Below are 15,212 nucleotides of genomic sequence, written 5' to 3'. Positions count from 1 at the left end.
CGAGTGAAAAGTTCAGGGGCGTCCCTAAGCTTGAGGAATGGGTGAGGATGTCCGGCTACGCGCTGTAGTGGCGCTGGCGCAGTCGATGGCGGCGGCGCACACTCCGCGCGAGTCGTGGCGGGCAGCGGCGCTGGGCGCGCGGGACGCGCTCGGCGGCACGTTCGCGGCGCTCTCCACGTGGGAGCGCGACCTGGGCCGGCTGAGGGTGCTGGTGAACGCGGGGGAGCGGGACGCCGGGGAGGAGGAGTTCCCCGACGCGGAGACGTACCCGGTGCACCAGTTCTCCGAGATCACCGAGTTCCTGCACGAGCAGTGGGCCGGCGGTGGTGAGCCCCACGCCTGGGTGGAGACCGCGGACGGGCCGGGCCCCGGGGCGCACGGCTACTGCCAGCAGCGGGTGGCCGCCCTGCGGCGGCGGGGGCGCGGCTGCTGCGTGGTCGCGCCGATCGTGCTGCACGGGCGGGCCTGGGGCGAGCTGTACGTGGCCCGGCCGGCCGGGGCGCCGGTCTTCGACCGGGACGACGCCAAGTTCGCCACCGTGCTGGCGTCCGTCGTGGCGGCCGGGATCGCGCAGACCGAGCGGCTGGAGGAGGTCCGCAAGCTGGCCTTCACGGACCCGCTGACGGGTCTGGCGAACCGGCGGGCGGTCGACATGCGGCTGGACGAGGCGGTGGAGCGCTTCCTGCTGGACGGCTCGGTGGTCTCCCTGGTGGTCTGCGACCTCAACGGCCTCAAGAAGGTCAACGACACCCACGGCCACGCGGTGGGCGACCGGCTGCTGGAGCGGTTCGGCTCGGTGCTGTCGTACTGCGGGGCGATGCTGCCGGGCGCGCTGGCGGCGCGGCTCGGGGGCGACGAGTTCTGCCTGGTCTCGGTGGGGCCGGAGGCGGACGAGGTGGTCGCGGCCGCGGAGGAGCTGTGCGTCCGGGCCGGGGAGCTGGAGCTCGGTGAGGGCGTGGCCTGCGGTGTGGCGTCGACGGGCGACCCGATCGGCCCCGTCCCCTCGGCCCGGCGGCTGTTCCGGCTCGCGGACGCCGCACAGTACCGCGCGAAGGCGGCGCGCTCCCCGAAACCGGTGGTGGCGGGCCGCGACGGCACGGTGATCGCCCTGGCGGACCACCCGCCGGCCGCGGCCCGCGACCGCCGCCGCTTCCGTGACGCCCGCCCGGACCCGGTGCTGCTCCCGGAGCCCGGGCCGCTGCCCGAGCCGGCGGCGCCCGCGGGGCCGGACGAGCCGGACGCTCCGGGTGGTGGGTCCGGCGGAACGTAAGGAGCGCCGGGCAAGCAGGGTAGTGACACGTTGGGATTCAGTCCGTACGCTGCTGAATATGGATATGCACACAGTCGTGGTGGGGACGTCCGGCACCACCGCACGGGACGTCATCGCCGTGGCCCGCGGCAACGCCCGCGTCGAGCTGTCGCAGGACGCGCTCGCCGCCCTCGCCAAGGCCCGGGAGATCGTCGACGCCCTGGCCGCCAAGCCCGAGCCGGTGTACGGCGTGTCGACCGGCTTCGGAGCCCTGGCCACCCGGCACATCAGCCGGGAGCTGCGCGCCCAGCTGCAGCGCAACATCGTGCGGTCGCACGCCGCCGGCATGGGCGCGCCCGTCGAGCGCGAGGTCGTCCGGGCGCTGATGTTCCTGAGGCTGAAGACCGTCTGCTCCGGGCACACCGGCGTCCGGCCCGAGGTCGCGCAGACCATGGCGGACGTGCTGAACGCGGGCATCACCCCGGTCGTCCACGAGTACGGCTCGCTCGGCTGCTCCGGCGACCTCGCGCCGCTCAGCCACTGCGCCCTCACGCTCATGGGCGAGGGCGACGCCGAAGGCCCCGACGGCGTGGTCCGCCCCGCCGGGGAGCTGCTCGCCGCCCACGGCATCGAGCCCGTCGAGCTGCGCGAGAAGGAGGGGCTCGCCCTCCTCAACGGCACCGACGGCATGCTCGGCATGCTGATCATGGCCCTCCACGACCTCGACAGGCTCTACAAGTCCGCCGACATCACCGCCGCCCTGTCGCTGGAGGCGCTGCTCGGTACGGAGAAGGTCCTCGCGCCCGAGCTGCACGCCATCCGCCCGCACCCGGGCCAGGGCGCCGCCGCCGCGAACATGCTCGCCGTCCTCCGCGGCTCCGGCCTGACCGGCCACTTCCAGGAGGACGAGGCCCCGCGCGTCCAGGACGCCTACTCCGTGCGCTGCGCCCCGCAGGTCGCCGGCGCCGGCCGCGACACCATGGCCCACGCCCGCCTCGTCGCCGAGCGCGAGCTCGCCTCCGCGGTCGACAACCCGGTCGTCCTGCCGGACGGGCGCGTCGAGTCCAACGGCAACTTCCACGGCGCGCCCGTCGCGTACGTCCTGGACTTCCTCGCCATCGCCGCCGCCGACCTCGGCTCGATCGCCGAGCGGCGCACCGACCGGCTGCTGGACAAGAACCGCAGCCACGGCCTGCCGCCGTTCCTGGCCGACGACGCCGGTGTCGACTCCGGCCTGATGATCGCCCAGTACACCCAGGCGGCCCTGGTCAGCGAGCTGAAGCGACTGGCCGTCCCGGCCTCCGCCGACTCCATCCCGTCCTCCGCCATGCAGGAGGACCACGTCTCCATGGGCTGGTCGGCCGCCCGCAAGCTGCGCACCGCCGTCGCAAACCTGGGCCGGATCATCGCCGTCGAGCTGTACGCCGCGACCCGCGCCATCGAGCTGCGCGACGGTCTCACCCCGGCCCCCGCCTCCCGCGCCGCCATCGAGGCCCTGCGCGCGGCCGGCGTCCAGGGCCCCGGGCCGGATCGTTTCCTCGCGCCCGATCTGGAGGCCGCGGACGCCTTCGTACGGGAAGGGAAGCTCGTCGAGGCCGTGGAGCAGGTCACCGGCCCGCTGGCCTGACCGGCACCGCCCGGGCCACCGGGACGAACGGGGCGTACGCCGTCAGAGCGCGGTGTGCGCCCCGCGGCGTACCGCGAACGTCACCAGGCCCGCGCCGAGGCCCAGGAAGGCCGTGCCGCCGATCAGGTACGGGGTGGTGTCCACGCTGCCCGTGTCGGCGAGCACCAGACCGTCCCGGGCCTGTGCCCGGGCCCCGGCGGGGACCTGCGACGGGGCGGGTGCGGCGGACGGTTCCGTCCGTCCGGGAGCGGACGACTGCTCCACCGTGTCGACGGTGGCGTTGGCCGAAGGGACGAACCACAGCGCACAGAGCAGGCTCCCGGCGGCGGTGGCGGTCAGCAGCGGTCGACGTGCGACGGACACAGATTCAGATCCCCTTGCGGAACCGAGAATTGGTGGGTGCGCCGATGCTAATGAACACAGCGGGTCGCAGGAAAGTCGGGTGCCCCGGCAGCTTACGCTCCGTCATATGACCCCTTCTGAGACATCACGGTATGTGCGGCTTCGGGTGGAACTGACGTTGGAGATCACGGACACCGGTGAACTCACCGCCGCCGCCCTGGACCGCATCGACGCCGACGAATTCATGCCGGACGACGAGCGCACGCACGCCCGCGCGGCCGTCCGCGAGGACGAAGCGGAAGCTCTCGCGTACCTCGTCGAGCCCGCCGATCTGCTCGGCGACCTGCCCGGCACCGACCTCGTCCAGGCCTCCTGGACCAGCGAGCAGGTCGAGTACGACCCCGAGGCCGGGGAATGGGATCTGGACGACGACAACGACGACGACGAGTACGAGAGCGCGGACGAGGAGGAGCGGGTGTAGGCGCCGGGGACCGGGGGGCGAGCCGGTTCACGGGCCCCGGATCACTCGTCCGGGGCCCGTACCCGCATCCTGGGAACCGGCACCCGTCCTCCGCGCGTCGATCAGTGGTGTTCCCCACATCCTTCGCGGATTCGGAACCGGACGGGTTGTGATGGGTGTTGTTGAGACAGTGGGCAGGGATTCGGTGACGATGGAGAAGCGTGTGATGACGGACGGCAAGCGGCGCAAGGGCCTGATGGCCGCGTCCGCCCTGCTCGGTGGCGTGCTGGTCCTCACGGGCTGCAACGAGGGCGAGGCCGAGAGCAACGGCACCTCCGGCGGCTCCTCGCAGGCCCAGGTCGACGAGGCAGCGGCCAAGGACGCGTCGCAGGCCCGAATAGCGATCTCGCCGAAGAACGGCGCGATCAACGCCGGCATCAACGACGACGCCAAGGTCACCGTCACCGACGGCAAGCTCACCCAGGTCATCATGACCACGCAGGACGGCAAGGCCGTCCCGGGCGAGATGTCCGCCGACGGGACCAGCTGGAAGCCCGGCGAGCAGCTCGACCGTGCCACGACGTACAAGATCGCCGCGACCGCCAAGGACGCCGAGGGCCGCGAGGCCCACGAGAACTCCTCCTTCACGACCGTCTCGCAGGCCAACAGCTTCATCGGCAACTTCACGCCCGAGGACGGCTCCACCGTCGGCGTCGGCATGCCGGTCTCGATCAACTTCAGCAAGGCGATCACGGACAAGAAGGCCGTCCAGTCCGGCATCACCGTGACGTCGAGCGCCGGCCAGGAGGTCGTCGGCCACTGGTTCAACGGGCAGCGGCTGGACTTCCGGCCCGAGCAGTACTGGACCGCGGGCTCCACGGTCACGCTGAAGCTCAACCTCGACGGCGTCGAGGGCGCGGACGGCGTGTACGGCGTCCAGCAGAAGACCGTCACCTTCAAGATCGGCCGCAGTCAGGTGTCGACCGTCGACGTCGCCGCGAAGACCATGAAGGTCGTCCGGGACGGCAGGACGCTCAAGACCATCCCGATCTCCGCCGGCTCCCCGGAGAACCCGACCTACAACGGCCAGATGGTGATCTCCGAAAAGTTCAAGGAGACCCGGATGAACGGCGCGACGGTCGGCTTCACGGACGACGACGGCAAGGGCGAGTACGACATCAAGGACGTGCCGCACGCCATGCGGCTGTCCACCTCCGGCACCTTCATCCACGGCAACTACTGGGGTGCCGACTCCGTCTTCGGCAACGTCAACACCAGCCACGGCTGCGTGGGCCTGAACGACGTCAAGGGCGCGGGCGACCCGGGCCAGCCGGCCGCGTGGTTCTACGACAACTCGCTCATCGGTGACGTGGTCGTCGTGAAGAACTCCAAGGACAAGACGATCGCCCCGGACAACGGCCTCAACGGCTGGAACATGAGCTGGTCGGAGTGGAAGGCCGGCTCGGCCCTCTGACCCTCCCCGGCACGACGACGACGGCGGCGGTCCTCCTCCCGGGAGGGCCGCCGCCCTCGTCGTGCGCGGCTCACCGCGCCCCGGCGACCTCGTCCGCACCCCAGTTCGCCAGCAGCCGCAACGCGTCCGCCGACGGCGAGCCCGGCTCCGCCGTGTACGTCACCAGGGCCAGGTCGTGGTCGTCCGGCACCCGCAGCGTCTCGTACGTGAGCGTCAGCTCGCCCACCAGCGGATGGCGCAGCCTCTTGGTGCCGTGGCCCTTGTCCTGCACCGTGTGCGCCGCCCACAGCGTCCGGAACTCCGGGCTCTTCACGGACAGCTCGCCCACCAGCGCCGAGAGCCGCGGGTCGTCCGCCGAGCAGCCCGCGTACATCCGCAGCACGCTCACGACCTCCGTCGCCTTCGCGTCCCAGTCGGCGTACAGGTCCCGGGCGCCCGGGGCGAGGAACACCTGCCAGGCCATGTTCCGCTCGTCCGGCTCCAGGGCCGCGAAGTCGCCCAGCAGCGCCCGGGCCATCCGGTTCCACGCCACGATGTCCAGCCGCCGCCCCAGCAGATAGGCGGGCACCCCCTCCATCGCGTCCAGCAGGTGCTGCAGCTGCGGCCGCACCGCGTGCGCCCGGGTGGCCGCCGCGCGCCTCTTCTTCTTGTGCATCGGCTTGGCGAGGTGCGTCAAATGGGCGCGCTCGGCCTCCGTCAGCCGCAGCGCCCGGGCGATGGCGTCCAGGACCTCGGTGGAGACGTTGCGGCCGTTGCCCTGCTCCAGGCGCGTGTAGTACGCGACGGAGACCCCGGCGAGCTGCGCCAGCTCCTCCCGGCGCAGCCCCGGCACGCGGCGGTGGCGCCCGAAGTCGGGCAGCCCGACGTCCTCCGGCTTCAGCCGGGCCCGCCGGGACCGGAGGAACTCGCTCAGTTCGGCACGCTGGTCCATACCGCAAGTATTCCGGGTCGTACGCCGGGACAGGCCGCCGTCCCTGATCCTGCCAGTGGTACGCACACGGGTCGTACGTACGACAGAGGCCTGGGTGACCTGCGCAGATGACGACAGTCTTGCCGTCATGACCACGAACGTGACCGCATACGCAGCCCCCGCAGCCAACGCCCCGCTGGAGCGTACGACCATCCCCCGCCGGGCGGTCGGCGAGCACGACGTCCTCATCGAGATCAAGTACGCCGGCATCTGCCACTCCGACATCCACCAGGCCCGGGACGGCTGGGGCGAGGGCATCTTCCCGATGGTGCCCGGCCACGAGATCGCCGGGATCGTCGCCGAGACCGGCCCCGGAGTGACCCGGTACCAGGTCGGCGACCGCGTCGGCGTCGGCTGCTTCGTCGACTCCTGCCGCCGGTGCGACTACTGCCTCCAGGGGCTGGAGCAGTACTGCGCCGAGGGCATGACCGGCACCTACAACGCCCTCGACCGCGACGGCGAGCCCACCTACGGCGGCTACTCCACCCACATCGTCGTCGACGAGAACTACACCGTCCGCATCCCCGACGGCCTCTCCCTCGACGTCGCCGCACCGCTGCTGTGCGCCGGCATCACCCTCTACTCGCCGCTCGCCCGCTGGCAGGCGGGCCCCGGCAAGCACGTCGCCATCGTCGGCCTCGGCGGCCTCGGCCACATGGGCGTGAAGATCGCCCACGCGCTCGGGGCCGAGGTCACCGTGCTCAGCCAGACCCTGCGCAAGCAGGAGGACGGGCTGAGGCTGGGTGCCGACCACTTCCACGCGACCGGCGACCCCGAGACCTTCCGGAAGCTGGCCGGCTCCTTCGACCTGATCGTCTCGACCGTGTCGGCACCGCTGGACTTCAGCGCCTACCTCGGGCTGCTGAAGACCGACGGCGCGCTGGTGAACGTGGGCGCCCCCGAGGAGCCCGTCTCGCTCAACCTCTTCTCGCTCATCGGCGGCCGCCGGACGCTGGCCGGCTCGATGATCGGCGGGATCGCCGAGACCCAGGAGATGCTCGACTTCTGCGCCGAGCGCGGACTGGGCGCCGAGATCGAGCTGATCAGCGCGGAGCGGATCAACGAGGCGTACGAGCGGGTGCTGCGCAGCGACGTCCGCTACCGCTTCGTGATCGACGCCTCGACCATCCGGTCATGACCTCCGGGGTAATCGACCCCGTCCGCCGGCGCCGGGAGCATGGGGTCATCCGGACCACACAGGAGGACCCCATGACCGCGTACGCCATCGGCAGCCTGCGTCCCACCGCCGTCGTGCACGACGAGGTGCTGGAGTACATGGAGCGCATCCAGGGCACCCTCGACCCCTTCGGGGGCCACTTCCTGGTGCACGGCGCGCCCGCCCTCGAGGTGCGCGAGGGCCGCTGGGAGACCGCGATCGTGATCATCGGCTTCCCGTCCATGGACCACGCCCGCCGGTGGTACGACTCCGACGCCTACCAGGCCCTCATCCCGCTGCGCACGCGCCACATGCAGGGCGACATCATCCTGGTCGACGGCGTCGCCCCCGGCTACGAAGCGGCGGCGACGGCCGCCCGGCTGCGCGCGGCTCAGTCGGCCCGGACGACACCGACCGGGCAGGAGACGCCTGTGCCGCCGATGCCGCAGTAACCGCCCGGGTTCTTGTCCAGGTACTGCTGGTGGTACGCCTCCGCGGGGTAGAAGGGGCGGCCGTCCGCCGGGAGGATCTCCGTGGTGATCGCGCCGTACCCGGAGCCCGCCAGCACCTCCTGGTAGGCGTCGCGGGAGGACCGCGCGGCCGCGGCCTGGGCGGGGGAGTGGGTGTAGAGCGCCGAACGGTACTGGGTGCCCACGTCGTTGCCCTGGCGGAAGCCCTGCGTCGGGTCGTGGGACTCCCAGAACAGCTTCAGCAGCGTCGTGTACGCGACGACCGACGGGTCGAAGACGACACGGACCACCTCCGTGTGGCCCGTCAGGCCCGAGCACACCTCTTCGTACGTCGGATGCGGCGTGTGGCCGCCCTGGTAGCCGGCGAGGGTCGTCCACACGCCGTCCGTCCGCCAGAACTTCCGCTCGGCACCCCAGAAGCAGCCCAGCGCGAAGTCCGCCACCTCCAGGCCGTCGGGGTAGGGGCCCGCGAGGGGGTTGCCGAGGACCGTGTGGCGGTCGGGCAGGGCGAACTGCGGCGCGGGGCGGCCCGGGAGGGCCTGCTCGGGGGTGGGGAGCACGGGGGTGCGGCCGTGGAACATGCGGGTCTCCTCGTCGGTGGCTGCCGACCCGTACAACGTACGGACCGGCGCACCGATTCCTGGACGGCGAGCGGCTGCCGCGGGGAGGGCCGCGGGTCAGTGCGGGAGCGTCGCCGGGCTGCCGCCGTTCGCCTCGTAGCCCGCGACCGCGAGCGCACGGTGGATCGCGTACTCGGCCGCCGGGTCCTCGCTCAGCGTCCACGGCAGCGCGCCCACATGACCGTCCACGTGCACCAGCTGGTGCATCGCCTCGGCCCACCGCTCCGCCCGCACCAGGAAGTGGATCAGCAGGTGGCGCACGTGCGCCAGCATCGGGTCGTCGGGGCGGGCCGAGTGCACCGCGTACAGCGCGCCCCGCATGGCCTTGGAGACCACCTCGGTGCCGTAGAAGTCCTGCACCAGCGCCACCTCGGGCAGGTGCTCGAAGACCGCGAACAGCGGCAGCGCGGCGAGCAGCGAGCCCTGCGGGGCGCGCGCGGCGGCCGCCGTCGCGAACTGGTCCGCGTCCCGGCGCGAGCCGTGCCACTTCTCGCACCAGTAGTGCAGGGCGGCCAGGTGCGCCCCCATGTGGTGCGGCGCCCGGTCGATGATCTTCGCCCAGACCTGGTCGAACTGCTCGGGCGAGTAGCCCAGTCCGCGCGCCACGGCCAGCTCGATGATGTACGGCACGGGGTCGCCGGGGGCCAGCAGCGCGGCCTCGCCGCACACCGTCCGCGCCTCCTCCAGGATGATCCGGAAGTCGTCCGTGCCCGCCGACGACGAACGCCACGCCTGCTGCACCAGGAACTCCGCGTGCACCGCCGCGCCGCCCGGGTCCTTCGGCTTCTCCGCCCGCCAGGCCCGCAGCCACGCGCCGCCGGTGCCCGGCTGCTGCTGGAGCTCCAGCGACGCGGCGCCCGCGAACGCCTGCACGCGCTGCCAGCGCACCTCGCCGTCCCTGTCCGTGCCGGCCAGCAGCTGCGAGGCGGCCCGCCAGTCCTGCGTCCGCTGCACCACGTCCAGCACGTCCACGAGGTCCTGGTCCGGCCCCGGCATCCGCACGTCGAGCTCCTCCTGGCGCAGGAAGCCGTACGCGCTCGGGTCGGCGGCGTCGGGCGCGCCGGGGTCGACCAGCCGGATGCCGTCGCGGCGGCGCCTCAGCCACGGCACGACGATCACGCCGATCAGGCCGACGGTGAACAGGAACCAGAGAATCTCCATGTGCCCATTGTCCCGGACGGCTCGGACACCCCGTGGGCCCGGACTACGCTCGGGCCCATGAGCGACCAGCACACCCACCAGAGCTTCGAGACCCGCGCCATCCACGCGGGCAACACCGCCGACCCGCTGACCGGCGCGGTCGTCCCGCCCATCTACCAGGTGTCCACCTACAAGCAGGACGGTGTGGGCGGACTGCGCGGCGGCTACGAGTACAGCCGCAGCGCCAACCCCACCCGTACCGCGCTGGAGGAGAACCTCGCGGCGCTGGAGGGCGGGCGCCGCGGCCTGGCCTTCGCCTCCGGCCTCGCCGCCGAGGACTGCCTGCTGCGCGCGCTGCTCGTGCCCGGCGACCACGTGGTCATCCCGAACGACGCCTACGGCGGCACCTTCCGGCTGTTCGCCAAGGTCGTCGCGCGCTGGGGCGTGGAGTGGTCCGTCGCCGACACCTCCGACCCGGCGGCGGTCCGGGACGCGATCACCGACCGTACGAAGGCCATCTGGGTCGAGACCCCGTCGAACCCGCTGCTGGGCATCACCGACATCGCGGCCGTCGCCGACGTCGCCCGCACCGCGGGCGTCAAGCTGGTCGTCGACAACACCTTCGCCAGCCCCTACCTCCAGCAGCCGCTCGCGCTCGGCGCGGACGTCGTCGTCCACTCCCTGACCAAGTACATGGGCGGTCACTCCGACGTCGTCGGCGGCGCGCTGGTCACGGCGGACGAGGCGCTCGGCGAGGAACTGGCCTACCACCAGAACGCCATGGGCGCGGTGGCCGGTCCCTTCGACTCGTGGATCGTCCTGCGCGGCATCAAGACGCTCGCGGTCCGCATGGACCGGCACAGCAGCAACGCGGCCCGGGTGGCCGAGATGCTCACGCAGCACCCCAAGGTGACGCAGGTCCTCTACCCGGGCCTGCCGGAGCACCCCGGGCACGAGGTCGCCGCCAAGCAGATGAAGGACTTCGGCGGCATGATCTCCTTCCGGGTGACGGGCGGCGAGGAGGCGGCGGTCGAGGTGTGCGACCGCGCGCAGCTGTTCACGCTGGGCGAGTCCCTCGGCGGCGTCGAGTCGCTCATCGAGCACCCGGGCCGCATGACCCACGCGAGCGTGGCGGGTTCGCTGCTGGAGGTGCCCGGCGACCTGGTGCGGCTGTCGGTCGGCATCGAGAACGTCGACGACCTGCTCGCGGACCTGACCCAGGCGCTGGGCTGAGCCCCCGATTCGGGCTGAGCGCGGACCTGGGCCGAGCGCTGGCTCGGGGTGAGCCCGGCTCCGCCTCCGGGGGCGACTCAGCGGTACGGGCCCGGCCGCGCGGCCGGACCCGTACCGCGCGTGCCGGATGGGGCGGGCGGGCGGTCGTGCCGCTCCGGCCGTGCCGTCCCGCCCGGCGGCGGTTCGGTCCGGGGCCCGGGCCGCCCGGTCTCAGAAGCCCTCGACCACGGGCGTGGTCCCCGACGGCGGCGGTGTCCAGGGCTCCGCGGCCGACGCCCACACCGCGAACGCGATCCCCGCGGCGGTGAGCAGCAGCCACCCCGCCCGCCGCACCGCGCGCGCGTGACGCAGCCGCCGGCCGCCCCGCGCGACCGCCCGCGCCACGAGGTCATCCGGGACACGGGGGTGCGGTGGCGCCTCCAGCAGGCGCCGGACCTCGGCCTCCTTGCGGTCGTTCACGGCGTCACCGCCCGGTCCGGTGCCCCCGGCGGGGCCACGGGCGTGGCCGCACCGTGGCGCAGGGCGGCCACCGCGCGCGTGCAGACCGCGCGCACCCGCTCCACCGGCAGGCCCAGCAGGGCCGCCGCCTGCTCCTCGGCGACGCCCTCGTACAGCCGCAGGACCAGGACGAGCCGCTCCTGAGGGGTCAGCCGGGACAGCAGGCCGCCTGCGGCGGGGCGGTGGAAGCGCCAGGCCGCGCGGGCGAACCGGGCGACCAGCTCCTGGCGCGCCCTGTCGTACGGATCGTCGTCGCGCAGCCGGTCCCAGCGGGCGTACGTCGCGGCCAGCGCGGCCGTCAGCAGCTCCTGCGCCCGCGGGTTGCGCGCGGGCGGCTCGGCCGTCAGGAGCGTCGCGGCATGGAGCAGCCGCCCGGCCGCGCCCCCGGCGAACTCCGCGAAGCCCCGGGCGCGGTGGTGTGGTGCCGTCGCCTGCCGCCGCTCTCGCACGCCTTCATACGAGACGACCGGGCGGCCGGGGTCAAGACGTCGGCGCGGCCTCGGTCGCGGCGGCCCCCTCCGCGGGTGCCGGGGCGGTGGCCTCTGCCGCGGCCTCGGCGGGGGGCAGACCGGCCTGGCGGGCGGAGAGCGCGGAGTTGAAGCGGGTCAGGAGCGCGCAGAACGACTCGCGCTCCGCCTCCGTCCAGCCGTCCGTCACCTGGGCCATCAGCTCGCGCCGCGAGGAGCGGACCTCTTCGAGCCGGGCCTGTCCGCGCGGGGAGAGCTGGAGCACGACCGCGCGGCCGTCCTCCGGGTGCGAGGTGCGCTTGACCAGACCGGTGTCGACCAGCGGCGCGACCTGGCGGGTGACCGTGGAGGAGTCGATGCCCATCCCGGCCGCGAGCGCCTTGACGCCCATCGGGCCTTCCTGGTCGAGCCGGTTGAGCAGCAGGTACGCGGCCCGGTCCATCGAGTTGCGGAGCTGTCCGGTGCCGCCGAGGCGGGTCTGCTCGGCCCGCCGGGCGAAGACGGCCACCTGGTGCTGGAGGGCATCGAGGAGACCTTGGTCAAGATCAGTCGTCATGTCCTGTGATGTGGGCATGGCTGGGGCTCTCTCGTGCGTGGTGGTCGGTTGGTGGGGGACAGAGTACGCGGACCCGCGCGCGTCCGTACCAGCGCTGCACGAACGTGATGAGCCGCGGCATGAGCTGCGAGACTGGCCGTCATGAGCTTCCGTACGTCACGCCCCTCACACCCGCTCATCCTCGACGACGTCCGCGGGGCGCAGAAGATGCTGTCGGGCGTGGCCCGCATGACGCCGATGGAGGGCAGCAGGCACCTGTCCGCGCTGGTGGGGGCGCCCGTGCACCTCAAGTGCGAGAACCTCCAGCGGACCGGTTCGTTCAAGCTGCGCGGGGCGTACGTGCGGATCTCCGGGCTGCGCCCGGAGGAGCGGGCGGGCGGGGTCGTCGCCGCGTCCGCCGGGAACCACGCGCAGGGCGTCGCCCTCGCCTCCTCGCTGCTCGGCGTGCGCTCCACCGTCTTCATGCCGGTCGGCGCCCCGCTGCCGAAGGTGGCGGCGACCCGGGAGTACGGCGCGGACGTACGGCTGCACGGACACGTGGTGGACGAGACGCTGGCCGCCGCGGAGGAGTACGCCCGGGTGACGGGCGCGGTGTTCATCCACCCCTTCGACCACCCGGACATCATCGCGGGGCAGGGCACGGTGGGGCTGGAGATCCTGGAGCAGTGCCCCGAGGTGCGCACGATCGTCGTCGGCATCGGCGGGGGCGGGCTGGCGGCGGGCATCGCGGTGGCGGTGAAGGCGCTGCGTCCGGACGTGAAGGTGATCGGCGTGCAGGCGCGGGCCGCGGCGGCCTACCCGCCGTCGCTGGAGGCCGGGCGCCCCGTCGTGGTGGACACCGCGCCGACGATGGCGGACGGCATCAAGGTGGGCCGCCCCGGGGACGTGCCGTTCGCGATCGTCGAGGAGCTCGTCGACGAGGTCCGCACGGTCTCCGAGGACGAGCTGTCGTCGGCCCTCCTGCTGTGCCTGGAGCGGGCGAAGCTGGTGGTGGAGCCGGCCGGGGCGAGCCCGGTGGCCGCGCTCCTCTCCGCCCCGGAGAGCTTCCAGGGCCCGGTGGTGGCGGTGCTGTCGGGCGGGAACGTGGACCCGCTGGTGCTCCAGCGCATCCTGCGGCACGGCATGTCGGCGGCGGGGCGCTACCTGAGCCTGCGGCTGCGGCTCACGGACCGGCCGGGGGCGCTGGCCACGCTGCTCGGCGTGCTGTCCGTGGTCGACGCGAACGTCCTGGACGTCGGTCACGTACGCACCGACCCGCGCCTCGGACTCACCGAGGTCGAGGTGGAGCTGCACCTGGAGACCAAGGGTCCCGAGCACTGCCGGGAGGTCGGGGCGGCGCTGCGGGACGCCGGGTACGTGGTCATCGGCTGAGGCGGGACGCGCCGGGTATCGCGAGTCATCGGCTGAGGCGGCTCGTGCCGGGTATCGCGAGTCGGCGTCCCCGGGGTGTCGCGACAGGCGCCCCTCGGGTATCGCGAGTGGGATTCCTTGTAGGACGCGATGTATCGCGTTAGGGTGAAACGGGCTGTCTCGTTCGCCGGGCGCCGCATGCCCGGCGTCCCTAGGCTCTGGGTAGTGCATCGGCCGAAAACTGCCGCAACCCACCGCACCGCCCGTACAACGCCTGGCCCATGCAGCACCCGGTCCTCGCCTCGGTGCTGTGGTCGCTGCTGATCCTCGTGGTCTTCCGCACCCTGGCGGTCCGCAAGTACCGCTCGGCGGCCGCCTGACCCGATCGCCCGACCTGATCGTCCGACCCGGCCGCCGGGCCGGACGCGGGCACGAGGAAGGGGCCGGACCGCGTCATGCGGTCCGGCCCCTTCGCCGTTCGTGGGGGCCGGTCAGCCCTGGTACGGCTTGGCCTCCAGGATCGTGACGGACGCCTTCTTGCCGTTCGGCAGCTCGTACTCCGCGTCCTCGCCGACCTTCTTGCCGTTGACGCCCGAGCCGAGCGGCGACTGCGGGGAGAACGTCTCGATGTCGGAGCTCGCGTACTCGCGGGAGGCCAGCAGGAAGGTGAGGGTGTCGTCCTCGTCGCCGTCGAAGGCGATCGTGACCACCATGCCGGGCGCGACGACGCCGCTCTCCGTGGGAGCCTCGCCGACCTTCGCGTGCTCCAGGAGCTGGGTCAGCTGGCGTACGCGCAGCTCCTGCTTGCCCTGCTCCTCCTTGGCCGCGTGGTACCCGCCGTTCTCGCGCAGGTCGCCCTCCTCGCGCGCCGCCGCGATCTTGGCGGCGATCTCGGTTCGCGCGGGACCAGACAGGTACTCCAGCTCGGCCTTGAGCTGGTTGTACGCCTCCTGGGTGAGCCAGGTGACGTTCTCGCTGGTCTGGGTCACAGGTGCTCCTCGTCGGTACTGGGAATACAAAGCATCGCCCTACCCAGAAGGATTCTGCCTTCCTGGATGGGCGAAACCACGAGCCTAACAATTTCATGGGGAAAGGGGGAGGACGAAAGTCACGTATCTTTCGTCTCCGCAGGTCAGAGCGGAATCCGACAGGGCCGATCCGGTTACTGCGACGCCTCGGACGTGCAGCCGAGCAGCTCGGCGCTGGTCGCCTTGGCCGTCGTGCGGACCGTGACGATCTCGTCGATCCGGTCCGCGGCCCGGTCGAAGCGGACCTCCTTGCGGCCCACCTCGCTGCCGTCCTCCGCGAGCGCGCGCAGGGTGCAGTAGCCCCGGGCCGACGGCTCCTTGCGGACCTCCAGGTGGACGGCCACCCGGTCCTCCGCGGAGAGGTCGAATTTGATCACTTCGGCGCTGATCTTCTGGCCGGCGACGTAGTCGTACCCGAACCAGCCGATCAGGGCGAGCAGGCTGGCGCCCAGGACCGAGCCGACGATCTTGAGCTTGCGGTCGGCACGCTCGTCCGCCGAGCGGCCGTAACGGCCCTCGGGCAGCCCTTCCCGTACCGCGCTCATGATCGTCCTTTCCCGCGCCGGTCCCTG

General features: G+C 72.7%; 17 protein-coding genes and 1 pseudogene. 9 read left to right on the top strand and 9 right to left on the bottom strand.

Annotated features, from left to right (window positions below):
• Positions 1-37 precede the first annotated feature (37 nt).
• Both ACIA79_RS10510 and hutH read left to right on the top strand, forming a co-directional pair.
• Positions 38-1,270 carry a diguanylate cyclase domain-containing protein gene (locus tag ACIA79_RS10510; protein ID WP_399427774.1) on the top strand — a complete coding sequence of 411 codons (1,233 nt, stop codon included), beginning with the start codon at positions 38-40 and terminating at the stop codon, positions 1,268-1,270.
• Between the two features lie 64 nt (positions 1,271-1,334).
• The gene (gene hutH / locus ACIA79_RS10505; protein WP_399427840.1) at positions 1,335-2,876 is read left to right on the top strand and encodes a histidine ammonia-lyase; all 1,542 of its coding nucleotides are present in this window, start codon (positions 1,335-1,337) and stop codon (positions 2,874-2,876) included.
• A 42-nt stretch (positions 2,877-2,918) separates the two neighbouring features.
• Here hutH and ACIA79_RS10500 read toward each other — a convergent pair whose 3' ends face one another.
• Positions 2,919-3,239: a hypothetical protein gene (locus ACIA79_RS10500; RefSeq protein WP_399427773.1), complete on the bottom strand. Its 321-nt coding sequence runs from the start codon at positions 3,237-3,239 to the stop codon at positions 2,919-2,921.
• A 145-nt stretch (positions 3,240-3,384) separates the two neighbouring features.
• Between ACIA79_RS10500 and ACIA79_RS10495 the strand changes: the two genes are divergently transcribed.
• Positions 3,385-3,699 (top strand): hypothetical protein, encoded by a 315-nt coding sequence (locus ACIA79_RS10495; RefSeq protein ID WP_399427772.1) that lies wholly within the window; start codon positions 3,385-3,387, stop codon positions 3,697-3,699.
• A gap of 190 nt (positions 3,700-3,889) precedes the next feature.
• Positions 3,890-5,152, top strand: a complete 1,263-nt coding sequence (locus ACIA79_RS10490; RefSeq protein ID WP_399427771.1) for an Ig-like domain-containing protein — start codon at positions 3,890-3,892, stop codon at positions 5,150-5,152.
• A 70-nt stretch (positions 5,153-5,222) separates the two neighbouring features.
• Here the strand turns inward: ACIA79_RS10490 and ACIA79_RS10485 are convergent, their stop codons facing one another.
• A complete protein-coding gene (locus tag ACIA79_RS10485) occupies positions 5,223-6,083 on the bottom strand; it encodes a helix-turn-helix domain-containing protein (RefSeq protein WP_399427770.1) in 861 nt (286 codons plus the stop codon).
• A 127-nt stretch (positions 6,084-6,210) separates the two neighbouring features.
• On the opposite strand from ACIA79_RS10485, the gene ACIA79_RS10480 reads away from it, so the two are divergent.
• Complete coding sequence (locus ACIA79_RS10480) at positions 6,211-7,260, top strand: NAD(P)-dependent alcohol dehydrogenase (protein WP_399427769.1); 1,050 nt, start codon at positions 6,211-6,213, stop codon at positions 7,258-7,260.
• Between the two features lie 71 nt (positions 7,261-7,331).
• Complete coding sequence (locus tag ACIA79_RS10475; protein WP_399427768.1) at positions 7,332-7,730, top strand: DUF1330 domain-containing protein; 399 nt, start codon at positions 7,332-7,334, stop codon at positions 7,728-7,730.
• Here the strand turns inward: ACIA79_RS10475 and msrA are convergent.
• Positions 7,670-8,329, bottom strand: coding sequence for a peptide-methionine (S)-S-oxide reductase MsrA (gene msrA / locus ACIA79_RS10470; RefSeq protein WP_399427767.1), 660 nt, complete (start codon positions 8,327-8,329; stop codon positions 7,670-7,672). The two genes, ACIA79_RS10475 and msrA, sit on opposite strands and share 61 nt — an antisense overlap.
• 96 nt (positions 8,330-8,425) lie before the next feature.
• Positions 8,426-9,529, bottom strand: a complete 1,104-nt coding sequence (locus ACIA79_RS10465) for a hypothetical protein (protein ID WP_399427766.1) — start codon at positions 9,527-9,529, stop codon at positions 8,426-8,428.
• A gap of 57 nt (positions 9,530-9,586) precedes the next feature.
• Here ACIA79_RS10465 and ACIA79_RS10460 point away from each other — a divergent pair, with 57 nt between their 5' ends.
• Positions 9,587-10,741, top strand: coding sequence for a cystathionine gamma-synthase (locus ACIA79_RS10460; RefSeq protein ID WP_399427765.1), 1,155 nt, complete (start codon positions 9,587-9,589; stop codon positions 10,739-10,741).
• 210 nt (positions 10,742-10,951) lie between these two features.
• Here the strand turns inward: ACIA79_RS10460 and ACIA79_RS10455 are convergent, their stop codons facing one another.
• Genes ACIA79_RS10455 through ACIA79_RS10445 form a run of 3 tightly spaced genes read right to left on the bottom strand, consistent with a single transcriptional unit; the run spans position 10,952 to position 12,280 of the window.
• Positions 10,952-11,200 carry a hypothetical protein gene (locus ACIA79_RS10455; protein WP_399427764.1) on the bottom strand — a complete coding sequence of 83 codons (249 nt, stop codon included), beginning with the start codon at positions 11,198-11,200 and terminating at the stop codon, positions 10,952-10,954.
• Positions 11,197-11,688 carry a sigma factor-like helix-turn-helix DNA-binding protein gene (locus tag ACIA79_RS10450; RefSeq protein WP_399427763.1) on the bottom strand — a complete coding sequence of 164 codons (492 nt, stop codon included), beginning with the start codon at positions 11,686-11,688 and terminating at the stop codon, positions 11,197-11,199. The genes ACIA79_RS10455 and ACIA79_RS10450 overlap by 4 nt, the downstream gene beginning before the upstream one ends.
• A gap of 31 nt (positions 11,689-11,719) precedes the next feature.
• Positions 11,720-12,280, bottom strand: coding sequence for a MarR family winged helix-turn-helix transcriptional regulator (locus ACIA79_RS10445; RefSeq protein WP_399427762.1), 561 nt, complete (start codon positions 12,278-12,280; stop codon positions 11,720-11,722).
• Positions 12,281-12,403: 123 nt separating this feature from the next.
• Between ACIA79_RS10445 and ilvA the strand changes: the two genes are divergently transcribed.
• Entirely contained in the window at positions 12,404-13,633 is a 1,230-nt protein-coding gene (gene ilvA, locus ACIA79_RS10440) for a threonine ammonia-lyase (RefSeq protein WP_399427761.1), read from the top strand.
• 242 nt (positions 13,634-13,875) lie between these two features.
• Positions 13,876-13,992 (top strand): annotated as a pseudogene (locus ACIA79_RS10435) (ABC transporter permease); the annotation flags it as partial.
• A 111-nt stretch (positions 13,993-14,103) separates the two neighbouring features.
• Here ACIA79_RS10435 and greA read toward each other — a convergent pair.
• Both greA and ACIA79_RS10425 read right to left on the bottom strand, forming a co-directional pair.
• Positions 14,104-14,601, bottom strand: coding sequence for a transcription elongation factor GreA (gene greA / locus ACIA79_RS10430; protein ID WP_399427760.1), 498 nt, complete (start codon positions 14,599-14,601; stop codon positions 14,104-14,106).
• 173 nt (positions 14,602-14,774) lie between these two features.
• Complete coding sequence (locus tag ACIA79_RS10425; protein ID WP_399427758.1) at positions 14,775-15,185, bottom strand: DUF4307 domain-containing protein; 411 nt, start codon at positions 15,183-15,185, stop codon at positions 14,775-14,777.
• Positions 15,186-15,212 lie beyond the last annotated feature (27 nt).

This window comes from Streptomyces sp. NPDC051310 (assembly GCF_044455245.1).
Classification (GTDB): domain Bacteria; phylum Actinomycetota; class Actinomycetes; order Streptomycetales; family Streptomycetaceae; genus Streptomyces.
The sequence above is the reverse complement of the archived record's forward strand: the minus strand, read 5'-3'. Positions and strand labels throughout refer to the sequence as shown.